Origin of the sequence: Kocuria varians (assembly GCF_006539885.1) — a bacterium.
In the GTDB taxonomy this organism is placed as follows: domain Bacteria; phylum Actinomycetota; class Actinomycetes; order Actinomycetales; family Micrococcaceae; genus Kocuria; species Kocuria varians.
Window position 1 is genome coordinate 179,075 of sequence record NZ_BJNW01000002.1, and the last position, 25,371, is coordinate 204,445.

At 70.0% G+C, this 25,371-nt stretch carries 20 protein-coding genes and 1 pseudogene; 13 read left to right on the forward strand and 8 right to left on the reverse strand.

Annotated elements, in window-relative coordinates; all coding sequences use genetic code 11:
- Window positions 1-11: 11 nt before the first annotated feature.
- Together KVA01_RS02035 and KVA01_RS02040 are read right to left on the reverse strand one after the other, a co-directional pair.
- On the reverse strand, window positions 12-1,349 hold the full coding sequence (locus KVA01_RS02035; RefSeq protein ID WP_174805690.1) for a phenylacetate--CoA ligase family protein: 1,338 nt from the start codon (window positions 1,347-1,349) through the stop codon (window positions 12-14).
- 5 nt (window positions 1,350-1,354) lie between these two features.
- On the reverse strand, window positions 1,355-1,765 hold the full coding sequence (locus KVA01_RS02040; RefSeq protein WP_068467753.1) for a PaaI family thioesterase: 411 nt from the start codon (window positions 1,763-1,765) through the stop codon (window positions 1,355-1,357).
- 233 nt (window positions 1,766-1,998) lie between these two features.
- Between KVA01_RS02040 and paaA the strand changes: the two genes are divergently transcribed.
- From paaA to KVA01_RS02075, 7 genes and pseudogenes are all read left to right on the forward strand, one after another.
- Window positions 1,999-3,063: a 1,2-phenylacetyl-CoA epoxidase subunit PaaA gene (gene paaA, locus KVA01_RS02045; protein WP_141268707.1), complete on the forward strand. Its 1,065-nt coding sequence runs from the start codon at window positions 1,999-2,001 to the stop codon at window positions 3,061-3,063.
- Window positions 3,060-3,356: a 1,2-phenylacetyl-CoA epoxidase subunit PaaB gene (paaB, locus tag KVA01_RS02050; protein ID WP_055082364.1), complete on the forward strand. Its 297-nt coding sequence runs from the start codon at window positions 3,060-3,062 to the stop codon at window positions 3,354-3,356. The genes paaA and paaB overlap by 4 nt, the downstream gene beginning before the upstream one ends.
- Complete coding sequence (gene paaC / locus KVA01_RS02055) at window positions 3,353-4,189, forward strand: 1,2-phenylacetyl-CoA epoxidase subunit PaaC (protein WP_141268709.1); 837 nt, start codon at window positions 3,353-3,355, stop codon at window positions 4,187-4,189. Before paaB ends, paaC begins: the two co-directional genes overlap by 4 nt.
- 50 nt (window positions 4,190-4,239) lie before the next feature.
- Window positions 4,240-4,776: a 1,2-phenylacetyl-CoA epoxidase subunit PaaD gene (gene paaD, locus KVA01_RS02060; RefSeq protein ID WP_082810231.1), complete on the forward strand. Its 537-nt coding sequence runs from the start codon at window positions 4,240-4,242 to the stop codon at window positions 4,774-4,776.
- 2 nt (window positions 4,777-4,778) lie between these two features.
- Window positions 4,779-5,978 carry a 1,2-phenylacetyl-CoA epoxidase subunit PaaE gene (gene paaE, locus KVA01_RS02065; RefSeq protein ID WP_068467745.1) on the forward strand — a complete coding sequence of 400 codons (1,200 nt, stop codon included), beginning with the start codon at window positions 4,779-4,781 and terminating at the stop codon, window positions 5,976-5,978.
- 103 nt (window positions 5,979-6,081) lie between these two features.
- Window positions 6,082-6,855 (forward strand): enoyl-CoA hydratase/isomerase family protein, encoded by a 774-nt coding sequence (locus KVA01_RS02070; RefSeq protein ID WP_068467743.1) that lies wholly within the window; start codon window positions 6,082-6,084, stop codon window positions 6,853-6,855.
- A gap of 282 nt (window positions 6,856-7,137) precedes the next feature.
- Window positions 7,138-7,991 (forward strand): annotated as a pseudogene (locus KVA01_RS02075) (formate/nitrite transporter family protein).
- Between the two features lie 186 nt (window positions 7,992-8,177).
- Here KVA01_RS02075 and KVA01_RS02080 read toward each other — a convergent pair.
- Together KVA01_RS02080 and KVA01_RS02085 are read right to left on the reverse strand one after the other, a co-directional pair.
- Window positions 8,178-8,867 (reverse strand): hypothetical protein, encoded by a 690-nt coding sequence (locus KVA01_RS02080; RefSeq protein ID WP_068467739.1) that lies wholly within the window; start codon window positions 8,865-8,867, stop codon window positions 8,178-8,180.
- Between the two features lie 437 nt (window positions 8,868-9,304).
- Entirely contained in the window at window positions 9,305-9,796 is a 492-nt protein-coding gene (locus tag KVA01_RS02085; protein WP_141268711.1) for a hypothetical protein, read from the reverse strand.
- A gap of 511 nt (window positions 9,797-10,307) precedes the next feature.
- Here KVA01_RS02085 and KVA01_RS02090 point away from each other — a divergent pair.
- The gene (locus tag KVA01_RS02090) at window positions 10,308-12,305 is read left to right on the forward strand and encodes a M13 family metallopeptidase (RefSeq protein WP_141268713.1); all 1,998 of its coding nucleotides are present in this window, start codon (window positions 10,308-10,310) and stop codon (window positions 12,303-12,305) included.
- Window positions 12,306-12,395: 90 nt separating this feature from the next.
- On the opposite strand, the gene KVA01_RS02095 is transcribed toward KVA01_RS02090, so the two are convergent.
- A complete protein-coding gene (locus KVA01_RS02095) occupies window positions 12,396-12,950 on the reverse strand; it encodes a DUF4190 domain-containing protein (protein ID WP_141268715.1) in 555 nt (184 codons plus the stop codon).
- A 161-nt stretch (window positions 12,951-13,111) separates the two neighbouring features.
- Here KVA01_RS02095 and KVA01_RS02100 point away from each other — a divergent pair, with 161 nt between their 5' ends.
- The 3 genes from KVA01_RS02100 to KVA01_RS02110 all read left to right on the forward strand — a co-directional run bounded on the left by KVA01_RS02100 (window position 13,112) and on the right by KVA01_RS02110 (window position 15,517).
- Window positions 13,112-13,504: a YidH family protein gene (locus KVA01_RS02100; protein ID WP_068467734.1), complete on the forward strand. Its 393-nt coding sequence runs from the start codon at window positions 13,112-13,114 to the stop codon at window positions 13,502-13,504.
- Window positions 13,501-13,842 carry a DUF202 domain-containing protein gene (locus tag KVA01_RS02105; RefSeq protein WP_068467731.1) on the forward strand — a complete coding sequence of 114 codons (342 nt, stop codon included), beginning with the start codon at window positions 13,501-13,503 and terminating at the stop codon, window positions 13,840-13,842. Before KVA01_RS02100 ends, KVA01_RS02105 begins: the two co-directional genes overlap by 4 nt.
- Before the next feature lie 67 nt (window positions 13,843-13,909).
- Window positions 13,910-15,517: an amino acid permease gene (locus KVA01_RS02110; RefSeq protein ID WP_082810225.1), complete on the forward strand. Its 1,608-nt coding sequence runs from the start codon at window positions 13,910-13,912 to the stop codon at window positions 15,515-15,517.
- Window positions 15,518-15,694: 177 nt separating this feature from the next.
- Here the strand turns inward: KVA01_RS02110 and KVA01_RS02115 are convergent, their stop codons facing one another.
- Complete coding sequence (locus KVA01_RS02115) at window positions 15,695-16,984, reverse strand: adenylosuccinate synthase (protein WP_068467727.1); 1,290 nt, start codon at window positions 16,982-16,984, stop codon at window positions 15,695-15,697.
- Window positions 16,985-17,326: 342 nt separating this feature from the next.
- Here KVA01_RS02115 and KVA01_RS02120 point away from each other — a divergent pair, with 342 nt between their 5' ends.
- Window positions 17,327-21,178 carry a S8 family serine peptidase gene (locus KVA01_RS02120; protein WP_141268719.1) on the forward strand — a complete coding sequence of 1,284 codons (3,852 nt, stop codon included), beginning with the start codon at window positions 17,327-17,329 and terminating at the stop codon, window positions 21,176-21,178.
- Between the two features lie 113 nt (window positions 21,179-21,291).
- Here the strand turns inward: KVA01_RS02120 and KVA01_RS02125 are convergent, their stop codons facing one another.
- Window positions 21,292-22,470, reverse strand: a complete 1,179-nt coding sequence (locus KVA01_RS02125) for a polysaccharide pyruvyl transferase family protein (RefSeq protein WP_141268721.1) — start codon at window positions 22,468-22,470, stop codon at window positions 21,292-21,294.
- A 229-nt stretch (window positions 22,471-22,699) separates the two neighbouring features.
- Between KVA01_RS02125 and KVA01_RS02130 the strand changes: the two genes are divergently transcribed.
- A complete protein-coding gene (locus tag KVA01_RS02130) occupies window positions 22,700-24,190 on the forward strand; it encodes an amino acid permease (RefSeq protein ID WP_141268723.1) in 1,491 nt (496 codons plus the stop codon).
- A gap of 7 nt (window positions 24,191-24,197) precedes the next feature.
- Here KVA01_RS02130 and ald read toward each other — a convergent pair whose 3' ends face one another.
- Window positions 24,198-25,286, reverse strand: coding sequence for an alanine dehydrogenase (ald, locus tag KVA01_RS02135; RefSeq protein WP_141268725.1), 1,089 nt, complete (start codon window positions 25,284-25,286; stop codon window positions 24,198-24,200).
- Between the last annotated feature and the right edge of the window lie 85 nt (window positions 25,287-25,371).

Sequence of the window (25,371 nt, forward strand, 5' to 3'; positions counted from 1 at the left end):
AACACCGGGACTTACTTGTCGCGGTGGTCGTAGACGCGCCGCAGCTTGCCGGAGGACCGGGCGAGGGTGTCCGGCTCGGCGATGTCGATGGTGGCGCTCGAGCCGATCTTCGTCTTGATCTCGTGCAGCAACCCGCGCCCGCCCTCCTGGGCCTCCTCCACGGTGGCGTCCTCGCGCCGCTCGATGTGGATGGTCATCTGGTCCATGCGGTTCGGCCGCGTGATCTCGAGCGTGAAGTGCGGCGAGAGCGCCGGGATCTTCAGCGCGAGCTCCTCGATCTGGGACGGAAAGAGGTTCACGCCGCGCAGGATGATCATGTCGTCCGAGCGCCCGGTGATCCTGCCCATCCGGCGGTGCCCCGGACGCGCGGTGCCGGGCAGCAGCCGCGTGAGGTCGTGGGTGCGGTAGCGGATGATCGGCAGCGCCTGCTTGGTCAGCGCGGTGAAGACGAGCTCGCCGGGGCGCCCGGTGTCCTGCACGGTGTCGTCGAACGGGTCGATGATCTCCGGGCGGAAGTGGTCCTCCCAGATGTGCGAGCCGTCCTTGGTCTCGCAGGACTCGCCGGCCACGCCAGGGCCCATGACCTCGGAGAGACCGTAGATGTCGCTCGCGGAGATGTTGAACGTCTTCTCGATCTCGTGGCGCATCTCCTCGGTCCAGGGCTCTGCACCCAGGACCGCGTGGCGCAGGGAGGTCTCGCGCGGGTCCAGACCCAGCTTGCGGAACCCGTCCGCGATGGTCAGCAGGTAGGTGGGGGTGGAGAGGATGGCCTGCGGCTCGAAGTCGCGGATCAGCTGGACCTGCTTCTCGGTCTGCCCGCCGGACATGGGGATCACCGCGCACCCGAGCCGCTCCGCGCCGTAGTGCGCCCCCAGCCCGCCGGTGAACAGCCCGTAGCCGTACGCGTTGTGCACCTTGTCCCCGGGGTTGATGCCGGAGAGCCGGAAGCAGCGGGCCACGAGGGTCCCCCACGTCTGCAGGTCCTCCTCCGTGTACGCCACCACGGTGGGCTGGCCGGTGGTGCCCGACGACGCGTGGATGCGGCGGATCTCGGACATGGGCGTGGCCAGCGCCTTGAACGGATACGCCTTCCGGAGGAACTCCTTGTCCGTGTACGGGAACTTGGCGAGGTCCTCGAGCTCGTGGAAGTCGTCCGGGTGCACGCCGTGCTCGTCGAAGAGCTCCCGGTACGCGGAGACGTTCTCGTACGCGTAGTGCAGGGTCCAGTTCAGGCGCTCCGTCTGCAGCGCCTCGATCTGGTCCCGGCTCATCAGTTCCTCGGGATCCGGTTGCGACGGGTCCTGGGAGGCCACCGGGTGGTACGGATTGGGGACGGAGCACGACGTCATGGGATTCACGCTTTCTGGCGAAGGGGCACGGTGCGGCTGCGACCGCGGAACTGGGCGACGACGTCGCCGTCCTGGGTGGAGACGGTGATGTCGCACAGTCCGCTGCGTCCGGTGGTTGCGATCTGACGGCCCTCGGCGACGAGGGTCTGTCCGGGGTGGGCGGAGCTGAGGAAGTTGATGTCCACACCCTGGGCCACGGTCATGGAGGTGCCGTCCGGCTCGGGGTCGTTGCAGGTCATGGCGAAGCAGGAGTCTGCGAGCGCGAAGACCATGCCGCCGTGCACGATGCCGAACCCGTTGAGCATCTCCTCCCGCACGGGCATGGAGATCACGCAGTGCCCCGGGTCTGCCCGCTGCACGGTGATGCCCAGCCACTCGGACGCGTGGTCTCCGTCGAGAACGGCATGGTGGGGCACGGGGACTCCTCAGATTTTCAGAACGATCGGTCAGTAGGTAACCGCGAAATGTGATCTGTGTCAACAGAAATCGGCCCCGTGAACCGTTGACGACGCCGCCTCGTGCGGGTCGAGAATGTGTTGACGATCACACAGGGGGCCTATATTCTGAACGAGCGGTCGGTTATTATTGCCGGCAGCGTACAGACTTCATCCTCCGCTCCCATTTCACCCGCGAACCGAGGACACACACCATGACCGAGCAGACCACTGCCGCGGACCAGGCGGATCTCACCGCCGAGCAGCAGCACTTCGACCACCTCATCAGCGAGGACTCCCGCGTGGAGCCCCGCGACTGGATGCCCGAGGCCTACCGCAAGAGCCTGACCCGTCAGGTCTCCCAGCACGCGCACTCGGAGATCATCGGCATGCAGCCGGAGGCCAACTGGATCACGCGCGCGCCGAGCCTCAAGCGCAAGGCTGTGCTCATGGCCAAGGTCCAGGACGAGGCAGGCCACGGGCTGTACCTCTACTCCGCCGCGGAGACCCTGGGCACCCCGCGCTCCGTGCTCAACGAGCAGCTGCTCAGCGGCAAGGCCAAGTACTCCTCGATCTTCAACTACCCGGCCCGCACCTGGGCGGACATGGGTGCGATCGGCTGGCTCGTGGACGGCGCCGCGATCTGCAACCAGGTGCCGCTGTGCCGCGCGTCCTACGGCCCGTACGGCCGCGCAATGGTGCGCATCTGCAAGGAGGAGTCCTTCCACCAGCGCCAGGGCTGGGAGATCCTCTACGAGCTCTCCCACGGCACCGAGGCGCAGAAGCAGATGGCGCAGGACGCCGTGAACCGCTTCTACGGCCCCGCCCTGCAGATGTTCGGCCCCCCGGACGCGGACTCCCCCAACTCGCAGCAGTCCATGCAGTGGAACATCAAGCGCTTCTCCAACGACGAGCTGCGCCAGCGCTTCGTGGACATGATCGTGCCGCAGGCGGAGGCCCTGGGTCTGACCCTGCCGGACCCGGACCTGAAGTGGAACGAGGAGCGCGGGCACTACGACTACGGTCAGCTGGACTGGGACGAGTTCATGTCCGTGATCCAGGGCTCCGGCCCGTGCAACGTGCAGCGCATGAAGCGTCGTCGCGAGGCGCACGCCAACGGCGCCTGGGTCCGCGAGGCGGCCGAGGCCTACGCACAGCGCCAGGCGCGCGAGGCCGCGGAGGCGGCCGCGGCGTCGTCGTCGGCTGATGCCGAGGCCACCGAAGAATTCACCGTCGTCGCGGGGCGCGGCTCCGCCGAGCTGATCGGAGCGCGGGCATGAGCGAGAACCAGACCGGCAACTGGCCCCTGTGGGAGGTCTTCGTGCGCTCCTCGCGCGGGCTGTCCCACGTGCACGCGGGCTCCCTGCACGCCCCGGACGCCACCATGGCCGTGCGCAACGCCCGTGACCTCTACACCCGCCGCAACGAGGGCACGAGCGTGTGGGTGGTCCCCGCGGACGCCATCACGGCCTCGGACCCGGACTCCAAGGGCGGCTACTTCGAGTCCGCGCAGGGCAAGAGCTACCGCCACGCCACGTACTACACCAAGAGCGAAGGGGTGAAGCACCTGTGAGCGCGTTCGCCTCCCACGACTCCGCGACCAAGCAGTCCGCGGGCACCGCGATCACCCCCGAGGAGATCGCGGAGACCGCGGGCAAGGCCTCCGAAGCCGTGGCGCAGTACGCCTTGCGCCTGGGCGACGACGCCCTGATGCTCTCCCAGCGTCTCGGCTGGTGGATCTCCCGGGCCCCCGAGCTCGAGGAGGACATCGCGCTCGGCAACATCGCGCTGGACCTCATCGGCCACGCCCGCTTCCTTCTGACCTACGCGGGCTCCGCATGGGGCAAGACCGAGGACGAGCTCGCGTACTTCCGCAACGAAGAGGAGTTCCGCTCTGTGCGCCTCGTAGAGCAGGAGAACGGGGACTTCGGCCAGACCATCGCGCGTCAGCTGCTGTTCTCCTTCTACCAGTACGAGCTCTACTCGGCGCTGCAGTCCTCCACGGACCAGACCCTGGCCGCCATCGCGGACAAGGCGCTGAAGGAGGTCGAGTACCACCAGGACCACGCGGCCCAGTGGATCCTGCGCCTGGGCCTCGGCACCGAGGAGTCCAAGCGGCGCATCCAGGAGGACCTCTACTACATGTGGCCCTACCTGGACGAGCTGTTCGCGGACGAGCCGCTGCACGACGAGCTCGAGGACATTGCCGTGCGGCCCTCCTCGCTGCGCGCGCCCACCATGGACCGGGTCACCGCCCTGCTGGCCGAGGCCGAGCTCGAGGTTCCGAACGTGGCCCAGGCCCGGCTGTCCGCGGCACCGCGCGACGGCGCCTACTCCGAGTACCGCGGGTACATCCTCGCCGAGATGCAGTGGCTCGCCCGCCAGCATCCCGGCGCCACGTGGTGAGCACCGTGTTCTCCCGCGTTCCGCCCCGTTCGCTGCCGCCCACGGGTGAGGTGCCTCCCCGCGAGGTTCCCGTGGGCCCGTCGCAGCGCCCGAGGGACCCGCGCGACGCCGCCCTGTGGGACGTCGCCGCCACCGTGTGCGATCCCGAGATCCCCGTGCTCACGCTCGAGGACCTCGGGGTGCTGCGGGACGCCGTGGCAGGGGAGGACGAGAACGTCGTCGTCATCACCCCCACCTACTCCGGCTGCCCCGCCATGGACACCATGGCCGCGGACCTCGAAGCGGCGGTCGCGGCCGCCGGGTACGAGAACGTGCGCGTGGTGCAGGTCCTGCGCCCGGCGTGGACCACGGACTGGATGTCCGAGGAAGGCCAGGCCAAGCTGCGCGAGTACGGCATCGCCCCGCCCACCGGCCGCACGAGCGCCGGGCACAACTCCGGCCCGGTGCGGCTGAGCCTGGCCGTGAAGTGCCCGCGGTGCAGCTCCCTGAACACCCGTGAGATGACCCGCTTCGGGTCCACCTCCTGCAAGTCCCTGTGGGTCTGCCAGGACTGCAGAGAACCCTTCGACTACTTCAAGGTGCACTGATCATGAGCGAAACCGCTGACGCCTCCGCCCTGGAGGCCGCCACCGAAGCCAGCGCGGGCGGCGGCAAGCGCCGTGCCACGTTCAATACCCTCGCCGTCTCCGAGGTGCGCAAGCTGACCGCGGACTCTGTGGAGGTCACGTTCGAGGTCCCCGAGGACCTCGTCCCCGACTACGACTACCTCCCGGGCCAGTACGTGGCCATCCGCGCCACGATCAACGGCCACGAGGTGCGCCGGTCCTACTCGATCTGCGCGGACCCCACCCCCGGTGAGATCCGCGTGGCCATCAAGAAGGACATGGGCGGCGTCTTCTCCACGTGGGCCAACGAGCAGCTGGCCGCCGGGGACACCCTGGACGTGATGAACCCGCAGGGCGCGTTCACCTCCAAGGTCAACATCACCTCCATGAACGACCCCGAGAAGCTCGCCGAGCGGGAGGTCGCCAAGAAGCGCGACGTGCACCTGGTGGCCTTCGCCGCCGGGTCCGGGATCACCCCCATCATGGCGATCGCCCGCGCCCTGCTGCGCGCCTCGGACACCGCCGCGATGGACGTGATCTACGCCAACCGGTCCTCCATGGACGTGATGTTCGCGGAGGAGCTGGGCGACCTCAAGGACAAGTACCCCTCCCGCCTGGCCGTGCACCACGTGCTCTCCCGGGAGCAGCGGATCTCGCCGCTGATGTCCGGGCGGATCGACCACGACAAGCTCGCGGAGCTGCTGGACCACGTGATCCAGGTGGACTCCACGGACGAGTGGTTCCTGTGCGGTCCGTTCGAGCTCGTGCAGCTGTGCCGCGACGTCCTCAAGGAGCGCGGGGTGGACGAGTCCCGCGTGCGCTTCGAGCTGTTCACCACCGGCAAGCCCACCGCCCCGCAGGGTCAGCAGGGCCGTGCGGTCCAGGCGGATCCCCAGGGCGAGAACTACGAGATCGTCTTCAACCTGGACGGCACCTCCGCCCAGGTGGAGTCCCCCAAGTCCGCGCAAGAGACCGTGCTCAACGCCGCGCTGCGCGTGCGCCCGGACGTGCCCTTCGCGTGCGCCGGCGGCGTGTGCGGCACGTGCCGTGCCAAGGTCACCTCCGGGGACTTCGAGATGGAGGAGAACTTCGCGCTCGAGAAGGACGAGGTGGACGCCGGGTACGTGCTCACGTGCCAGACGCGCCCCACCTCGGACCGGTTGAGCGTGGACTTCGACGCCTGACCCGCCGATCGTGACGACGACGCCGCACCGGCCCCCGGGCGGCGTCGTCGCCGTCTCTGCCCACGCCCGCCCCGCGCGAGACCCGAACCCCGAGGAGAACACCGTGATCGACCTGACCATCGAGGACGAGACCGCCCGCGTGGTGCTCAACGCGCCCCAGAAGATGAACTCGCTGGACCGCGACGCCCTGACCGAGCTCTCGGCCGCCTACACGGAGGCGGAGGCGGCCGGGGTGCGCGCGCTCGTGCTCACCGGCGAGGGCCGGGCGTTCTGCGCCGGCCGCGACATCTCTGGGGTGGACCCGGCCACCGACGACACCGCCGGATACCTGGACGGGACGCTGCAGCCGCTGCTGCGCCAGATCTCCGCGTTCCCCGCCCCCACGTTCGCCGCGGTGCAGGGGGCCTGCCTGGGCGTGGGGCTCGGCCTGGCGATCGCCACGGACGTGGTCTACGTGGCGGAGAACGCGAAGATCGGCTCGCCGTTCGCCAACCTGGGAGCGATCCTCGACTCCGGCGGGCACGCCCTGTTCACCGAGCGGCTCGGGGCACACCGCGCCCTGGACCTGATCTACACCGGTGACCTCATGAGCGGTGCGGAGGCCGTGGCCGCGGGACTGTTCTCGCGCGCCGTGCCCGCGGAGGAGCTGCTCGAGTTCACCCTCGAACGGGTCCGGAAGGCGGCACACGGCGCCACGCAGTCGTTCATCGCGTCCAAGCGGCTCGTCGCCCAGGTCCGCGACGAGCGCGCCGGGCTGTGGGACTCCATGGCCGGCGAGAACCGCGTCCAGGCCGAACTCGCCGCCACTGCCGACTACCGGGAGGGCTTCAAGGCCTTCCAGGAGAAGCGGCCGCCGCGCTTCACCGGCAAGCCCTGATCGCGGGTACCCGCCCCGTTGCATTTGCTCCGTCAGTGCAGGTTTTCGACCCCGCGGGCTGCACTTGCGCCGCCAGGCAGCGGTTCCTGCGGGGCATCCGCCTTGGGCTCGCATGCGCGGACCGTGAACCTCCCGGGGTCAGGTCACACTCCTCTCGGGGCACCCACCCCGTTGCGTTTACTCCGTCAGTGCAGGTTTTCGACCCCGCGGGCTGCACTTACTCCGCCAGGCAGCAGTTCCGCACGGGCGAACGCGTGCACCCCGTGGCCTACGCTGAACCGCATGGCAGACACCCGCGACGGCGAGACCGCACGGCGTTCCTCCGGGCGCACCGCCCAGCCCCTCGAGGACGAGCTGGTCGAAGAGTTCCGCAACACCGTCCAGGAGGGTGCGGACCGGTTGCACCGCACGTGGCGGGCGCTGGTCGTCACCGGGCTGTTCGGCGGGATCGACGTGGGCCTGGGCATCATGGCCATGCTCGCCGTCATGGACGCCACCGGCTCGAAGCTGCTCGCGGGGATCGCGTTCGGCATCGGGCTGCTGGGGCCCTGCGCCTCGCCCACTCGGAGCTGTTCACCGAGGACTTCCTGCTGCCGCTCAACGCCGTGGTCGCGGGGCACGGGTCCTGGTGGTCGCTCGTGCGGCTGTGGACGGTCACCCTGGTCACCAACCTCGTGGGTGGGTGGGCGTTCATGTGGGTGGTGGTCGCCGCGTTCCCGGACTTCTCCGACACCCTGGTGACCATCGCCTCCAGGTACGTCTCGGACGGCTTCGGTGTGGAGACTGTGTGCCTGGCCCTGCTCGCCGGCTCCACGATCACCCTCATGACCCGCATGCAGCAGGGCACCGGCGAGGACATGATGACCGCCGTGATCTCCCTGATCGGGGGGCTGCTCGTGGTGGGGCTGGGGATGCTCCACGGTGCGCTGAACTCGATCGTGATCTTCGGGGCCATGCACGCCGGGTGGGACTACTCCTACCTGGACTGGCTCGGCTGGTTCGCGTGGGTCATCCCGCTGAACATGGTGGGCGGCATGGTGATCATCTCCCTGCCCCGGCTGGTCCGCACGTGGGAGCTGCTGATGGCGGAGCGGCACGGCGAGAAGATCTCGGACGCGACCGCCGAGGAGGACTGAACGCGGCGTCGTCGGCCCCGGCTCCGGTCACCAGGGCACCCAGAAGCCCGCGGCGCAGCCCGCGGCCGCCCAAGGCACGCCCGGCGTGACGCCCGCGGTGTCGGGGCGGCCGTCACGGACGACCGGATGCGGCTTCGTCGGCACCAGACAGGTCCGACGCCGCCGTGGCGGCACCGGGGCGCGGGGTCAGTCCCGCACGCCCATGACCAGGAAGACGGCGGCCGCCACCGCCAGACCCAGCGCCAGGAGGGGGCGGGGGTCCTGCGCGGCCACCCACCCGGTGACGCGTTCCACGTTGCGCGAGAGGGCGGGCACCTTCTCCCACGCCCACGTGATGAGCCAGTACGGACCCACGACGGCGAGCAGGAACACCAGGAAGAACACCGCCTGCACGGCCAGGTGGGGGCTCAGCCCGGTGAAGAGGCGGCCGGCGATGTACATGGTCGCCGGGCCGCTGACGCCCACCACGGTGTTGAGGAGCCCCAGGGTGACCATGCGGCGGGGCGAGTCCATCTCCTCGGACTTCGGGGCCCGGTGGGCCGTGCGGGGGCGGGTGCGCCAACGGACGAGCTCGACCACGGCGAGGACCGCGAGCAGCACCCCAGCGGTGAGGTCCACACCGCGCCGGACCAGCAGCTCCTTGGTGCGGTCCTCGAGCAGAGCGGTCAGGGTCTGCGGGTCCACCGTGCGGAAGACGACGAGCAGCAGCGTGGTGCCGAGCGCCATGCCCAGCGTCAGGAAGTGCACGGCACGGGCGGGATGGGCGTGGTGCGTGAGGATCCGCAGCACCAGCGCGTAGACGGTGGGCGAGAAGCCCATGACCAGGCCCAGCCCCAGCACGGAGGCCGTGCCACCCACCAGTGCGCTGATCGCCATTCCTGCCCGTTCCACCTCGTCGACGTCGGAAGTCCTGCGGTTCATCCTCGCACGTGGGATGGGCGCGGTCCGCGTGGCCGTCCGGCGCCGCCCAGGCCCCGGGGACTCTCTGCGGCCCGGGTACGCCGTCAGAATCTAGTGCAGCTTGTGCCAGGAATCGCTCTCGAGGTGGCAGAAGCTGCACTAAATCTTCAATGGCGCGGGCGCCTCCGGTTCGCGGGACGCCGTTTCTCTCGGCGGAGCGCGCCACGTGATGCTGCGCGGCGGAGTGAAAACAGCGCGCGGCCCCCTGGGCTGCATTTGCTCCGCTCTTGCGACGACGCCGCGTGCGGTGGTGCAGGGTTGTGGTGGGTCGGGGCAGCGGTTGCCGCCACACCGGCGGTCGGCCGTCAGAAGCGACGACGCCCGGGGACCCTCATCGCGCTGAGCGCCCTGCCTCACTCGGCAGGCGAGACAGGCCCCGTGAGCTGCTCCCCGATCGGGTCGAGGAGCAGGACGATGTCGCGCCGACCCTGGCCCCAGTCGTAGATCGTGGTCCCGAGCCGCGGTTCCTCCCGCACGTGAATGCGGGTTCCCTGCGTGTGAGCAGCAACCGTGACACGCGCGGTCATCCCCCACGTCGCCAGGTTCATCCGGCGCAGGAGGATCAGCTCCTCGCCACGCTCGCCCACGAGTCGGAAACGGTCCGTGGCCGCACGGCGCACGGCATCTTTCACAGCCTCCGGATCTGCCTCGACCACGAGGAATGCCTCGCTGCGAGCCGCCTGCGTCTGGACCTCGTAGTCGCCATAGGCCCTGCGCACCCGCCGCCGTTCAGTCGCGGACGCACACGCCCCGAGTACCAGCGGCACCAGAGCCACGAAGAGCACGACGGCCCAGGGCATCTTCGACAGGCCCAGGACCACCGCCAGCAGCAGGGCCGTGGCCACCGACCAGACAACGATTCACGCCCGCATCCCCTGATTGCCCTCCACCTCGGCCATCCGTTCCTCCCTTCCCGCGCACGCCGCAGTTCACGGCGGCAATCCTGCTGGGAACTCTAGCCGGGGGGGGTGTTGCGTCGAGTCCTGCCGACGGGGCGCCGTCGTCATCTCCGCGCCGTGCCCCGTGATGCTGTGCAGCGGAGTAAAGGCAGCGCGCGGGCCCTCTGGGCTGCGTTTGCTCCGTTAGTGCAGCAGGTGGCGGGTGGGGTCTGATGGCTGCGCTGGAGACAGACGGAGGCTGGGGACCTCGGGACGACGCCGCCAGGCAGACGGCGTGCGGATTAAGTGCAGCTTGTGCCAAGAACCGCCCTCGACATGGCGAAAGCCGCACTAAATCTTCAGGGGGAGGACATCCTCCGGCTCGCCGAGTGCCCCGGGGGCCGTTCCCGTTTAGCTGTCCGAAAAAGCCCCGGCGCACCCGTGGAGCCTGCCCGGCGGGGCCGTTAGCGTGTGCACCATGACGACTTCCGTATTCGACCTCGAGGGCTTCGACCCCTCGGTCCGCCCGCAGGACGACCTCTTCCGCCACGTCAACGGCGCCTGGCTGCGCAGCGTGGAGATCCCCGACGACAAGCCGAGCACCGGCGCGTTCATCGAGCTGCGCGACAAGGCGGAGCAGGCGGTGCGCGAGATCATCACCGGGGCGAGCGCGGACGGCGGGCAGGCGGCGTCGTCGTCCGACGAGCAGAGCGCGGAGACGAAGATCGCGCTGCTGTTCGAGTCCTTCATGGACACCGGGCGGATCGAGGCGCTGGGCACGGAGCCGCTGCGCGAGGACCTGGAGGCCGTGGCCGCGATCGACTCACCGCGCGCCCTGTCCCGCTGGTTCGGCACGGCCATGCGCCGCGGTCTGGGTGCCGCGCTGGACATCGACCTGGACTCGGACCCGGGGGACCCGCAGCGCAACCTCGTGTTCGTGGGGCAGTCCGGGCTGGGGCTGCCGGACGAGGAGTACTACCGCGAGGAGCAGTACGCGCCGATCCGCGAGAAGTACGTGGCGCACGTCCAGAAGATGCTCGAGCTCTCGGGGTACGACGACGCCGCGGAGCAGGCTCGCGCGGTCATGGACCTGGAGACGCGCATCGCCTCCCACCACTGGGACAAGGTCACGGTCCGGGACCTCACCAAGATGTACAACCCCATGGGCTACGAGGAGCTCTCGGCGCAGGTGCAGAACCTGGACTGGGACGCCGTGCTGGAGGGCGCGGGGCTGACGCCGGAGCACCTGGCCACCGTGGTCAACGCGCAGCCGAGCTTCTTCACCGGACTGGACGGGCTGCTCACGCAGGACGAGCTGGAGGCGTGGAAGTCCTGGGCACGCTGGAACGTCGTCTCCGCCCGCGCCTCCTACCTCCCGGAGGCGTTCGTGGCCGAGAACTTCGCGTTCTACGGCACCGTGCTCTCCGGCACGCCGCAGCTGCGCGAGCGGTGGAAGCGCGGCGTCGCCCTGGTCAACGGCGCGCTGGGCGAGGCCGTGGGCAAGCTGTACGTCGCGGAGAACTTCTCCCCCACGGCGAAGGCACGCATGGACGAGCTCGTGGCCAACCTGCTGGACGCCTACCGCGACTCGATCGAGACGCTGGACTGGATGACCGAGGACACTCGCGCGGAGGCACTGAAGAAGCTCTCCGGGTTCACGCCCAAGATCGGCTTCCCGGAGAAGTGGAAGGACTACTCCACGCTGGAGATCCGCAGCGACGACCTCGTGGGCAACGTGGTGCGCACCACCGAGTTCGCCATCGCAGAGCTCGCCCGCAAGGCCGGCAAGCCCGTGGAGAAGCACGAGTGGCTGATGACCCCGCAGACGGTCAACGCGTACTACCACCCGCTGCGCAACGAGATCGTGTTCCCCGCGGCCATCCTGCAGCCCCCGTTCTTCGACGAGGAGGCGGACGACGCCGTGAACTACGGCGGCATCGGCTCCGTGATCGGCCACGAGATCGGCCACGGCTTCGACGACAAGGGCTCCACGTGCGACGGCGAGGGCAGGCTGCGCAACTGGTGGACGGACGCGGACCGCGAGGCGTTCGAGGAGCGCACGGCCCGGCTCGTGGGCCAGTACTCGGCGCTGGTCCCCGCCCAGTTCGAGGGCGCCGACGACGCCCCGCACGTCAACGGCGAGCTCACCCTGGGCGAGAACATCGGGGACCTGGGCGGACTGTCCATTGCCTACAAGGCATGGAAGACCGCGCAGCAGAAGCGGGAGACCCCGGACACCGAGAGCATCGACGGCTACACCCCGGCGCAGCGGCTGTTCATCTCGTGGGGCTACGTGTGGCAGGAGAAGTCCCGGGACGAGGCACTGCGCACGCGGATCGCCACGGACCCGCACTCCCCCGCGGAGTTCCGGGCGAGCCAGACCCCGCGCAACGTGGACGCCTTCTACGAGGCCTTCGGCGTCACCGACTCGGACGCCATGTGGCTTCCGGAGGAGGAGCGCGTGCGCATCTGGTGACGTCCACGCCGATCCGCGCATGAGAACGGTGGCCGGTCCTGCTCCTCGGGGAGCGGACCGGCCACCGTCACGTTCGGTGCAGGAGACCGCTCAGACGTGGCTGCTCGTGTTCACCTGGTCCTGGAGCTCCGTGAACACGACACCCCACATCAGGGCGATGAAGGCGAACCACAGGACCGCCAGGATGAGCACGGCCACCCCGACCCACCCGAGAATCTTGCCCACGGTGGCCCGGCCGCCGAGCTTCTCGGCCTTGGACGCCTGCCAGACCGCGAAGGGCCCCAGGAGTGGCAGCACGGTGACGCTCAGGATGCCCAGGATCAGGGAAGCATCGGTGCTCTTGAGGACCTGCTGGTGGCGCTGGGCGTCCTTCGGGCTCGCGGGAAAGTACTCCCAGTGACCGGTGGACTGCGCGTGGGGCTGGTACTCGTTGGCGGGGACGCTCATGCCTCGCGCGCCGCGGCCCTGCCCGTCCGCGCCCGTGCTCTCGTGGGACGGGACGACGCCGCCGCGGGCCTCGCGGACGTCGGTGCCGTTCGCGGCACCCCGTGTGTCGAGAGGAGCCCCGTCGGAACCGTCCCGGTGACCCCGGGGACCGTCCTGGACCTGGTGCTCTCCGGGCGTCGGCTGGTTGCTCGAACTCACGATCTGACCTCCGTGCATCGACTGTGTGCAGATGTGACCATCCTGACCCATGCAACGGTCATGGACACGGAACCGGGGGACGGCGCTCCGCGGCGGTGCGTGCCCGGTGCGGCATACCATCGGAGGGCACGTCTTCTGCGCCCAGCCACCCGAGGAGCACCGTGAGCCACCCCGAGGAGCCGAACGAACGGCGTCGTCGTACCCTCAGCGAACGGCTGCTGCGCGGCGGCACGGAACCCGACCCCCGCTTCACCCTGGCGAACGAGCGCACGTTCCTGGCCTGGATCCGCACGTCGCTGGCGTTCCTCGCCGGAGGTATTGCCATCGAGGCATTCACGGGGGACGTCTTCGATCCCGCCGTCCGGAAGCTGCTCGCCGTGGTCCTGCTGCTGCTCGGGATGCTGCTCAGCGGCGGCTCGGCCGTGCGGTGGCTCAACGTGGAGCGTTCGATGCGACACCGGGCACCCCTGCCGCTGCCGCTGATCGCACCGCTGGTGGCGGCCGGCGGCGCACTCGCCTCGGGTGTGCTCGTGGTCGTGGTCCTGACGCGATGACGCCGCCGTCCACCGCAGCCCCCTGCCCCCACGAGGACCCGGGTCTGCAGCCCGAGCGCACCGCTCTCGCGTGGGGTCGCACGCTGATGACCCTGTGCACCGCCGCAGCCCTCTACCTGCGGTGGCTGCCCACCCACGGCACGTTCGTGCTGACCCTGTTCGCGGTGGCGCTGTGCGTGGCCGCGGGGATCTACGGGACGCAGCGGCGCCGCTACCGGCGCGCGGCCACGGGGATCGCCGGGGAGTGGCTCACCCCGGACGCCGTGGCCGTGGGGCTCACCGCGGGGGCGTGCCTGGTGCTCGGTGTGCTGGGGCTGGTCACAATCCTGGTTTTCTGAGAACTTGTCGTCACTTCTGCGGACCTTGGCGTGGGAACTCGGCCACGATATTCACCAAGACCGCATAATGGCGGACAGTCGCAGCAGTTCTGCTCCGACCCCGGACCAACACATTTGGGAGTACCCAGTGGCCCCATCCGCGTCCGATGGGGGAATCAACCAGGCTGTCTCCACACCGACCGCCGCGCCCGATTCTCCTCACACCGCCCCGCCGCCCGCCGGCCAGGACGGCCCGAGCGGCGAGTCTCTGCACCGCACGCTCAGGCCCCGCCACCTCACCATGATCGCCATGGGCGGCGCGATCGGCACCGGCCTGTTCGTGGCCTCCGGCAACTCGATCAACACGGCCGGCCCCGGCGGCGCCCTCGTGGCCTACGCCGCGATCGGCCTCATGGTCTTCCTGCTGATGCAGTCCCTGGGCGAGATGGCCACGCACCTGCCGGTCTCCGGCTCCTTCGAGGAGTACTCCACCCGGTACATCAGCCGCTCGTTCGGCTTCGCCATCGGCTGGAACTACTGGTACAACTGGGCGATCACCGTGGCCGCGGAGCTCGTGGCCGCAGCACTCGTGATGCGCTACTGGTTCCCGGACGTCCCCGCGTGGATCTGGTCCGCACTGTTCCTGGTCATCCTGTTCTCGCTCAACGCGCTGAGCGCGCGGGCGTACGGCGAGGGCGAGTTCTGGTTCTCCCTCATCAAGGTGATCACCGTGGTGATCTTCCTGGCCCTGGGCGTGCTCATGATCCTGGGGGTGATCGGCGGGCCCTCACCCGGCTTCCACAACTGGACGGACGGCGAGGCCCCGTTCGTGAACGGCTTCACGGGCATCATGGCCATCTTCATGGTCGCCGGATTCTCCTTCCAGGGCACCGAGCTCGTGGGTGTGGCCGCCGGCGAGGCGGAGAACCCGGGAGAGACGGTCCCCAAGGCCATCCGCACCGTGTTCCTGCGCATCCTGCTCTTCTACATCGGCGCCATCGCCGTGATCGGCTTCCTGATCCCCTACACGGATCCCCACCTGCTGGCCACGGACGTGGAGGACGTCTCGATCTCCCCGTTCACCCTGGTCTTCCAGCACGCGGGCGTGCTGGCCGCGGCCTCCGTGATGAACGCCGTGATCCTCACCGCCATCCTCTCCGCGGGCAACTCCGGACTGTATGCCTCCACGCGCATGCTCTACGCGCTGGCCAAGAGCGGGAAGGCCCCCAGGTTCCTCGCCCGGGTCAACCGCCGCGGCGTGCCGATGATGGCGCTGCTGGCCACCACCCTGATCGGCATGTTCTGCTTCCTCACCACCCTGATCGGTGAGGGCGAGGCGTACGTGTGGCTCATCAACGCCTCCGGCCTGGCCGGGTTCATCGTGTGGATGGGCATCGCCTGGAGCCACTACCGCTTCCGCAAGGCGTACGTGCTGCAGGGCGGCGACCCCGGGAACCTGACCTACCGGGCCAGGTTCTTCCCGCTGGGTCCGGTGGTCGCACTGATCATGTGCGCCATCGTGATCGTGGGCCAGGGCTACAGCCTCTTCACCTCCGGGGACGTCAACCCCCTGAGCCTGCTGTCCTCCTACCTGGGCCTGCCGATCTTCCTGGCCCTGTGGGTCGGGCACAAGCTGGTCACCAAGGACAAGCCCGTGGACCTGCGCACCGCGGATGTGTCCCCCGCGGCTCACTGAGCCGGGCGGCGTCGTCGCCCCTCCCCCAGCGGGGGCGACGACGCCGCACGGACCCGTGGGGCCCGTCAGCTGCGGCCCGCGCCGCAGCACCGGGCGGAGCGCACACCGTGCCCCACAGAGAAGGTCCCCGGTTCCCATGGGAACCGGGGACCTTCTCGTCCTGTCTGCAGACCGGGATCAGTCGCTGATCAAGTCCCGCACCACGATGGTGTCGTCACGGTCGGGACCCACGCCGATGGCCGAGATCCGGCAGCCGGAGAGCTTCTCCAGTGCGTGCACGTAGTCCTGTGCGTTGCGCGGCAGGTCCTCGAGCGAGCGGGCGCCGGTGATGTCTTCCTTCCACCCGGGGAACATCTCGTAGACGGGCACGGCGTGGTGGAAGTCGGACTGCGTCATGGGCATCTCGTCGAAGCGCTGGCCGTCCACCTCGTACGCGACGCACACCGGGATCTGCGAGATGCCGGTGAGGACGTCCAGCTTGGTGATGAACAGGTCCGTGAAGCCGTTGATCCGGGCGGCCTGCCGGGCCAGGACGGCGTCGTACCAGCCCGTGCGGCGCGGGCGCCCGGTGTTGACGCCGAACTCGCCGCCGGTGGTGCGCAGCCGCTCACCCATCTCGTCGAAGAGCTCGGTGGGGAACGGCCCGGCGCCCACGCGCGTGGTGTACGCCTTCTGGATGCCGATCACGCGGGTGATGCGCGTGGGGCCCACGCCGGAGCCCACGCACGCGCCGCCGGCCGTGGGGTTGGAGGAGGTCACGAACGGGTAGGTGCCGTGGTCCACGTCCAGGAACGTGGCCTGCCCGCCCTCCATGAGCACCACCTCGTCACGGTCCAGCGCCTCGTTGAGCAGCCGGGTGGAGTCCACGATCATGGGCGCGAGACGGTCCGCGAAGCCCATGAAGTAGTCCGCGATCTCGTCCACCTCGAACGCGCGGCGGTTGTAGAGCTTCACGAGCAGCTCGTTCTTCTGCCGCAGCGCTCCCTCGATCTTCTGCCGCAGGATCGACTCGTCCAGGAGGTCCTGCACCCGGATGCCGAGGCGGCCCACCTTGTCGATGTAGGACGGCCCGATGCCGCGGCCCGTGGTGCCGATCGCGCGCTTGCCCAGGAAGCGCTCGGTGACCTGGTCCAGCGTCTGGTGGTACGGGGCCACCAGGTGCGCGTTCGCGGAGATGCGCAGGTGGGAGGTGTCGGCGCCGCGGGCCTCGAGGCCGTCGATCTCCTCGAACAGGGCCTGCGGGTTGATCACCACGCCGTTGCCGATCACGGAGGTGGCGTTGGGGCTGAGGATGCCGGCGGGAAGGAGCTTGAGCTCGAACTTCTCGCCGCCCACCACCACCGTGTGCCCGGCGTTGTTGCCTCCGTTGGGCTTGACCACGTAGTCCACGCGGCCCCCCAGGAGGTCCGTGGCCTTGCCCTTGCCCTCATCGCCCCACTGGGCGCCGACGATCACGATTGCTGGCATGGAAACACTCTCTGTTCGGGAGTGGCCTGTCCGGGTGAGGCCAGACGGCCGATGGAACCGACGGCCCAGTCTACCTGCCACGGCGGACGCGGCGCCGGGGGCCCGGGCGTTGCAGGTGGCCGCGACCGGGGACGACGCCGCGCGGCCCGGAGCTCCCGGACCCTCCCCCGGACCGCGCAGCAGGGACGACGGCGCTCGGCCACGACTCCCCGCGACGCCCCTTCGCGACTGCAACACAGGAACTTTTTACGAAATCATTGGTTTTTTATGGCTCAGGGCACAGTATGAGCACATTGTGATGTGCTTCACGGCATCCTCCCCCCGAATGTCAAAGGAAAAATCATGAACCAACAGTCACGGGCTGGTCGCGGCAGAGCCGCCACGACCTGCCTGGCCACCGCCCTGGGTCTGACCCTGGCCCTGGGCACTGCGGTGCCGGCCAGCGCCGCGGACGTCACCCCCGCCCCCGCGGCCGACGACGTCAACCCCCAGAACCCCGACCAGCTGATCGACTCCGCCCTGAAGGATGCCGAGGGCCAGGTGGCCGTCTTCGTCCAGCTGCAGGGACCCGGCGCGTTCGAGGCCACCCAGCCCGCAGGCGTGCGCTCCGGCTCGCAGAGCCCTGTCCAGGCCGCCGCGCAGGTCCGGGCCATCCGCCAGTCCGTGGAGACCGCGGGCTCCACCCTGGCCTCCGAGTCCGCGTCCGACCTGCTCTACACCACCGCCAATGCCCTGCGCGGCGTGGCGCTCGAGGGCGACGCCGCCAAGCTGCGCGAGCTGGCGTCCCGCTCGGACGTCGTGAAGATCTCCAAGATCCTCCCGGTGTCCCGCAGCAACGCGGGCTCCGTGGTGGACACGGGTGCGCTGAACTCCTGGACCCAGACCGGCAAGGGCGTCAAGGTGGCCGTCATCGACTCCGGCCTGGACTACACCCACGCGGACTTCGGCGGCCCGGGCACCACGGACGCCTACAAGAAGGCCAAGGCCTCCACGGACCTGCCGGCCAAGGACTCGGGACTCTACGACTCGAAGAAGTTCATCGGCGGCTACGACCTCGCCGGGGACGCCTACGACGCCCGCGTGGCGGGCAGCGTGCCGAAGCCGGACAACAACCCGCTGGACTGCGAGACGGGTGGGCACGGCACGCACGTGGCCGGCACCACCGCGGGCTACGGCGTGGGCGCGGACGGCAAGACCTTCACGGGCGACTTCACCAAGCTGACCAAGGAACAGGTCGGGAAGATGAAGATCGGCCCGGGCACCGCTCCCGAGGCGCAGCTCATGAGCTTCCGCGTCTTCGGCTGCGAGGGCTCCACCAACCTGACCATCAACGCCCTGGACCGCACCCTCGACCCCAACATGGACGGGGACTTCTCGGACAAGGCGGACATCGTCAACATGTCCCTGGGCTCGGACTTCGGCCCGGCGGACGACCCCCAGAACGACCTCATCGACGCACTGTCCCGCCAGGGGATCCTCTCGGTCATCGCGGCGGGCAACGCCGGGGACTTCCACGAGGTCTCCGGCTCCCCGGGCAGCGCGCGCTCGGCCCTGACCGTGGCCAACTCGCAGGGCAGCACCGCCGTGCAGGACAAGGCGGAGGCCCTCTCCCCGGACAGCGCCAAGGGTGAGCTCACCGGTTCCTACAGCGGGAACTACCCCTACCGCACCGCCAAGTCCGAGGACCTGGAGGGTGACGTGGTGGCCGCTCCCGCGGACAACAAGTTCGGATGCACCCCCTTCTCGCAGAACTTCGCGGGCAAGTGGGTCATGCTCGACTGGGAGGACAACGGTCCGTTCCCCTGCGGCTCGAAGGTCCGCTTCGACAACGTCGCGGCCGCCGGGGGCAAGGGCGTGGTGCTCGAGTCCGACTACGCCGTGGACCCCTCGGCCATCGCCGGCAACGACAAGATCCCGGGCCTGCTGATGGGCAAGGCGTCCGTGGACAAGATCAAGCCCGCGGTCCAGGCCGGCGGGGCGAAGATCAAGCTGTCCCCGGAGTGGATCGGCGCCGCCCGGACGAGCACCGGGGGCCTGGACCAGGTCAACGACTCCACGTCCCGCGGCCAGCACGGCAGCAACGGGGTGCTGAAGCCGGACGTCGCGGCCCCCGGCACGAACATCGGCTCGGCCGGTGTGTCCGAGGGCAACGGCGTGTCGGTCAAGACCGGCACCTCCATGGCGACCCCGCACGTGGCGGGCATCGCGGCCCTGGTGCAGCAGAAGCACCAGGACTACAGCCCGCAGAACCTCAAGGCCGCCATCATGAACTCGGCGGTGCACGACGTGCACGCGGCGAACGGCAAGACCTCCGCAGTGGACCGTGTGGGCTCGGGCCGCGTGGATGCACTGCGCGCCGTGAACCAGGACGTGCTGGTCTACGACAAGGCGGACACCTCCGTGGTCTCCTCCACCTTCGGTGTCGCCGAGATCAAAAACACCAAGGACACCTTCACGCGTGAGCTGGTGGTGGACAACACCGGCGGGGCCGCACACACCTACGCGGTGCGCTTCGATCCCTCCACCGACATGCCGGGCGTGAGCATCACCGCCCCGGGCTCGGTCACCGTCCCCAAGGGCGGGAAGGCCACCGTGAAGGTGACCGCCACCGTGGACCGGGCGCAACTGAAGAAGACCCAGGACCCCTCAGAGGCCGTGACCCAGCTGGGTCTCGCCCGCCAGTTCCTGGCCACCGAGTCCGGCCGCCTTGTGCTGAGCGAGAAGGGCCAGGACATGCGCCTGCCGGTCTCGATCGCCCCGAAGCCGTCCGCGGACATGCGCGTGGACAACGCCACGCTGGACCAGTGGGACAAGGACGGCAAGACGTCCGTGGCCCTGGCCGGCACCGGGGTGGACCAGGGCGGCTGGAAGTCCGCCGTGGGCGCCTTCGAGCTGGGTGCGACGTCCGACCGGCTGGCCTCCCCCAAGCTGGCTGGCGGCAACTCCCAGTTCGCGGACCTGCAGTACGTGGGGGCGTCCTCCAACCTCCCCGCGCTGAACGCCCAGGGCGGGGACGCCGCCAAGAACGGTCTGATCAACTTCGGCATCTCGAGCTGGGGCAACGCCAGCACCATGAAGCCGGACGCGGAGATGGAGATCGCCATCGACACCACGGGCAACGGTCGCGCGGACCACTACGTGACGCTGGGCCGCGCGACGGGCCTGGACTACCCGGTGGCGAACCTGTACGCCTCCGTGAACGGTGAGTTCACCGTGGTGGACCGCCAGCCGGTCAACGGCTCGTGGGGCGACAAGGACACGAACACCTTCGACACCAATGCCGTGGTGCTGCCGGTCAGCGCCGCCAAGCTGGGGATCGATCCCGCCAAGAAGGACACCAAGATCACCTACCAGGTGAACACCTACGCGGCGAACATGGACGGGGCGGTGGACCGCACGAGCGCGATCGCCTTCAACCCGGTGGCCCCGAAGGTCTCCTTCATCGGTGAGCAGTTCAACAGCTCGCTGTTCACGGACCAGCCCGGCAAGAAGCTGACCGCGCTGCGCGGCTCGGCCTCGGCCGCCGGCCAGGCCCTCTTCCTGCACCTGCACAACGGCACCGGGGACCTCTCCGGCATCCACAAGGGTGAGGACGGCGGCAAGGCCGAGGTGAAGCGCTTCCAGTCCGCCGCCACGCCGCCCGCGACCCAGGACCCGATGTTCAAGGACGTCCCGAAGAACTACGTGTTCTACTCGGAGATCTCCTGGCTGGCCAACAAGGGCATCACCAAGGGCTGGCCGGACGGCACCTTCCGCCCCACCCAGGGCGTGCAGCGTGACCAGATGGCCGCGTTCCTCTACCGCATGGCGGGCTCCCCGCAGTACACCGCTCCCACGAAGTCTCCCTTCAAGGACGTGCCCACCAGCCACGTCTTCTACAAGGAGATCTCCTGGCTGAGCGAGCAGGGCGTCACCAAGGGCTGGTCGGACGGCACGTTCCGCCCGAACCAGCACATCAGCCGCGAGCAGATGGCCGCCTTCTTCTACCGGATGGCGGGTTCCCCGGCGTACACCGCCCCGAAGGTCTCCCCGTTCAAGGACGTCCGCACCAGCGACGTCTTCTACAAGGAGATCTCCTGGATGAGCAGCCAGGGCATCACCAAGGGCTGGTCGGACGGCACGTTCCGCCCGGGGCAGCCCGTGCAGCGCGACCAGATGGCCGCGTTCCTCTACCGGTACGACCAGATGAAGTAGGGGGTGTGGCCGGGATCCTGTGATCCCGTTCACCGGCGAGGGCCCCGTGGGCTCCACACCGTGGAGACCGCGGGGCCCTCGTTCGTGCTCCGGCGGCCGACGCCGCGCGCCGGCTACCGCCCGTAGAGCTGGGCGGCCTCGTCCCGCTTGGCGCGCACCGCCTCGGCGAAGCCCCGCGGCGCCGCCAGCTCCTCCAGCCCCACGGTCTCCGCGTCCGGCCCGCCGTGCACCACCGCCCAGTCCGAGCCGGCGTCCGCGACGGAGCGGTGCTTGACGTCGTAGTACCCCGGCTTTCCGCTCAGGGCCACGCCCCGGGCCCCGTGCAGCGCACCCACCAGGTGGTGGTGGAAGCGCGTGGTCAGCCAGACCTGGTGCGGGCCGAACGCGAACTCCCCGTCCCAGGCCGCCTGGAACGGTATGAACCCGTCCGGGGCCACGAGGTCGCGCAGCCGGTCGTAGCCCAGGTGGTCGTCCCCCGGGATGGCCTCGAGGTAGCGCACGGACTCCCGGGGCAGGTCCCACCTCTTCAGCTGGGTCTCGGTGAAGGCCACCATCCGGTCGAAGGAGCCCTCGGCGAGGGTGTCCGACTGCACGCACACCACTACTTCGCTCGGCGCGCTCGAGGCCCCCGCCCCCGTGCCCGCCCTGCCGCCCCGCTGGCCGGCGAGAAGACCGAGGGCGCGCGCGTGCCGAGGGTCCTCCGCGAGGAGGAAGGCGTCGTCGTACCCGAGGGGGACCCCGGCGGCGTCGGCGCTCGGGCGGTCCCGGACGCTCAGGTGGTCCAGGTCCGTGAGGGGGTCCCCGGCAAAGGGCATCAGGCCCTGGCCGGTGGCGACAAGCCGGGCGCCGGTGATCTCGCGCACCGCCCGCATCGCCTCCACGATCCGGAGGTTCTCGACCCAGTCCCGGTGCAGCAGCCCGCCGCCCAGCAGGTGCACGGTGCCGGCCTCGCGCAGGGCGAGCAGACCGGCGTCGTACTTCGGGGAGCCGAGGTCCCCGAGCAGGCTGTGCCACGAGCGGTCCAGGCCGTGGTCCATCTCGTGCATCGTGCGGAAGAGGGTGTTGACCACGTGCAGCCGCGGGTGGAGGCCGCGCAGCAGGGCGGTGACGGTGCCCGGCTCGCGGACGTCCAGCCACACGTCCGTGGTGGGGGCGACCTTCGCGAGGTGGTTGACCCACGTGGCGGCGATCAGCTCGTCCCCGAAGTTGGGGTACCCCGCCCAGGAGACCAGGTAGACGGGCGGTGTCCGCGCGGGCGGGATTCTGCGGTGGTCCTTCAGGAGCGTTCGCATGGTCGCACAGTACCCGTCGGGAGGGCGGCCCCCGGTGACGACGACGTCTCGATGACGTTTCATGGGCGCCTCCACCCCGTACGGGACGGCTGGACCGTTGCCGCCCCACGACCCAGCGGATGCCTCCCCACCCGGGGAACCCCGCGCGACCCCCGATGCGCAGACAGGCGGCGTCGCCAGGGCGGCGTGAACGCCGTCGGCCCCGCCCCGCCGGGTAATCTTTGCTCACATGACCCTGCCCCAGACTCCCCGTGACGACTCCCCCGCCCGAGGCTCGTCCAGCGTGACCCAGGGCGGCAACCGCGAGCACACACCGCACGTGCCCCCGGAGCCGGCGCAGGGCAACTACCTCAAGCCGCGCCACCTGGTGATGATGGCGCTCGGTTCCGCGATCGGCACCGGGCTGTTCGTGGGCACCGGCGCGGCCATCAAGACCGCCGGTCCCGCGGTGCTGATCTCCTACCTGGTGGCCTGCACGCTGCTGGTGCTCGTGATGCGGGCGCTGGGCGAGATGGCCGCAGCGGACCCGTCCTCCGGTGCGTTCTCCACGTACGCGGGCAAGGCGCTGGGTCCCACGGTCGGGCGGGCCCTCGGATGGCTGTGGTGGGCGCAGATCGTGGTGGTCGTGGCCGCGGAAGCCACCGCCGCCGCCCAGCTGGTGACGGAGCTGTGGCCGGGCCTGCCGCAGTGGGCGTGGGCGCTGATCTTCATGGTCGGGTTCACCGTGGTCAACCTGGTGCGCGTGGGCGCCCTGGGCGAGGCCGAGTTCTGGTTCGCGCTGCTCAAGGTCGCCGCCGTCGTGGCGTTCCTGGTGGTGGGCATCCTCTTCCTGCTGGACGTGCTGCCGTCCCCCACCCCGGGGCTATCCAACCTCACGGAGCACGGCGGGTTCATGCCCAACGGGCTCACCGGCGTGGCCTCGGCCCTGCTCGTGGTGGTCTTCGCGTTCGGCGGCACCGAGCTGGTCACGATCGCCGCCGCGGAGACGGAGGACCCGCAGACCAACGTGGCCCGCGCCATCCGCACCATCCTGATCCGCATCCTCGTGTTCTACGTGGGCTCGGTGACCGTGATGGTCCTGGTGCTGCCGTGGAACAACGAGGGCCTCTCCGCGAGCCCGTTCGTCGCTGTGCTCACGGAGGCCGGGATCCCCGGTGCGGACGTGCTGATGACCGTGGTGATCATCCTGGCCCTGCTCTCCGCGCTGAACGCCAACATCTACGGCAGCTCGCGCATGCTCTTCTCCCTGGCCCGCCGCGGCTCCGCGCCCCGCTTCCTGGGCGACACGACCGGTCGCGGCGTCCCCCGCGCGGCCGTGGTGGCGTCCGTGGCGTTCGGGTTCGTGGCCGTGGTGCTCAACTACCTGTGGCCGGAGACCGTGCTCAACGTGATGCTCAACGTCGTCGGCTCCACGTGCCTGGTGGTGTGGGGCGTCGCCCTCGTCTCGCAGATCATCCTGCGGCGCCGCGCGGACCGCGCGGGCGAGCCCTCACCCCTGAAGATGTGGGCGTTCCCGTGGCTGTCCTACTTCGCGCTGGCGCTGCTCGCGGCCATCGTGGTGCTGGGGCTGCTGGACCCCTCCGTGCGCATCCAGTTCATCGCCACGTTCGTGCTGGTCTGCCTGATCGCCCTGGCGTGCAAGCTGCTCATCCGGGGCGACGACGCCGCGGCGACCCGGAGCGCAACGCCCGCCGAGGACGACGCCGCACCCCGGCTCTAGCGGAGCCTCACCCGGCGGCGGGCAGGTCCGGGAACGCCGCGGCGACGCCCGGTGAGCACAGGGCCCCCTGCCGCGTGGAGAGCCCGGCGGCCAGGCCGGCATCGGCGGCCAGTGCGGCGTCCACCCCTCCTGCCAGCGCCATGACGTACGGCGTGGTCGCGTGGGTGAGCGCCTGGGTGGCGGTCACCGGGACCGCGCCCGGCAGGTTGGCCACGCAGTAGTGACGGATGCCGTCCACAACATACACGGGGTCGTGGTACGTGGTGGGGTGCGTGGTCTCGAAGCACCCGCCCTGGTCCACGGCCACGTCCACCAGGAGCGCGTGGGGCTTCAGGAGGGCGAGGTGCTCGCGCCGCACGAGCTTCGGGGCGGCGGCACCCGGGATGAGCACGGAACCCACGACCACGTCCGCGCGCGGCAGCTCCTCCTCGATCCGGTGGGCGTCGCTCATGAGCACGCGCGCGTTGGGGAAGAGGGTGTCGAGCTGGCGCAGCCGGTCCCCGTTGGCCTCCAGGACGGTGACGTCCGCCCCGGCACCCACGGCGGCGCGGGCCGCGTGCTCCCCCACCGTGCCGCCGCCGATCACGAGGGCCGTGGCGGGCACCACGCCCGGCACGCGGCCCAGCAGGATGCCGGGCCCGTCCGCGTGGAACTGCAGGTGGTGTGCGGCGTTCGCAATGGCCAGACGCCCCGCGATCTCGGACATGGGCCGCAGCAGCGGCAGCGTGCGGCCCACGCGCACCGTCTCGTACGCGATGCCGGTGATGCCGCTGTCCAGCATCGCCTCGGTGAGCGGCCTGCTCGCGGCCAGGTGCAGGTACGTGAACAGCGTGAGGTCCGGGCGGAGGAAACCGTACTCGGGACCCACCGGCTCCTTGACCTTGACCAGGAGATCGGCCCGGGCCCAGGCGTCCTCCTGAGTGGTGAGCTGTGCCCCGGCGGCGGCGTAGTCGTCGTCGGAGAAGCCGGCGCCGAGACCGGCACCCTCCTCCACGAACACCTCGTGGCCCTGGGCCGTGAGGGAGGTGACCATGGTGGGGGTGAGGCCCACGCGGGCCTCCTCGGGCTTGATCTCGCGGGGTACGGAGATTCTCATGGCTGCGCGCTCCTTCGTGGGGCGCGCGTACCCGAGAGGATGTGCTCGGGCTCGGCGGTGAGCCCCGTGGGGTGTCCCCCATTGT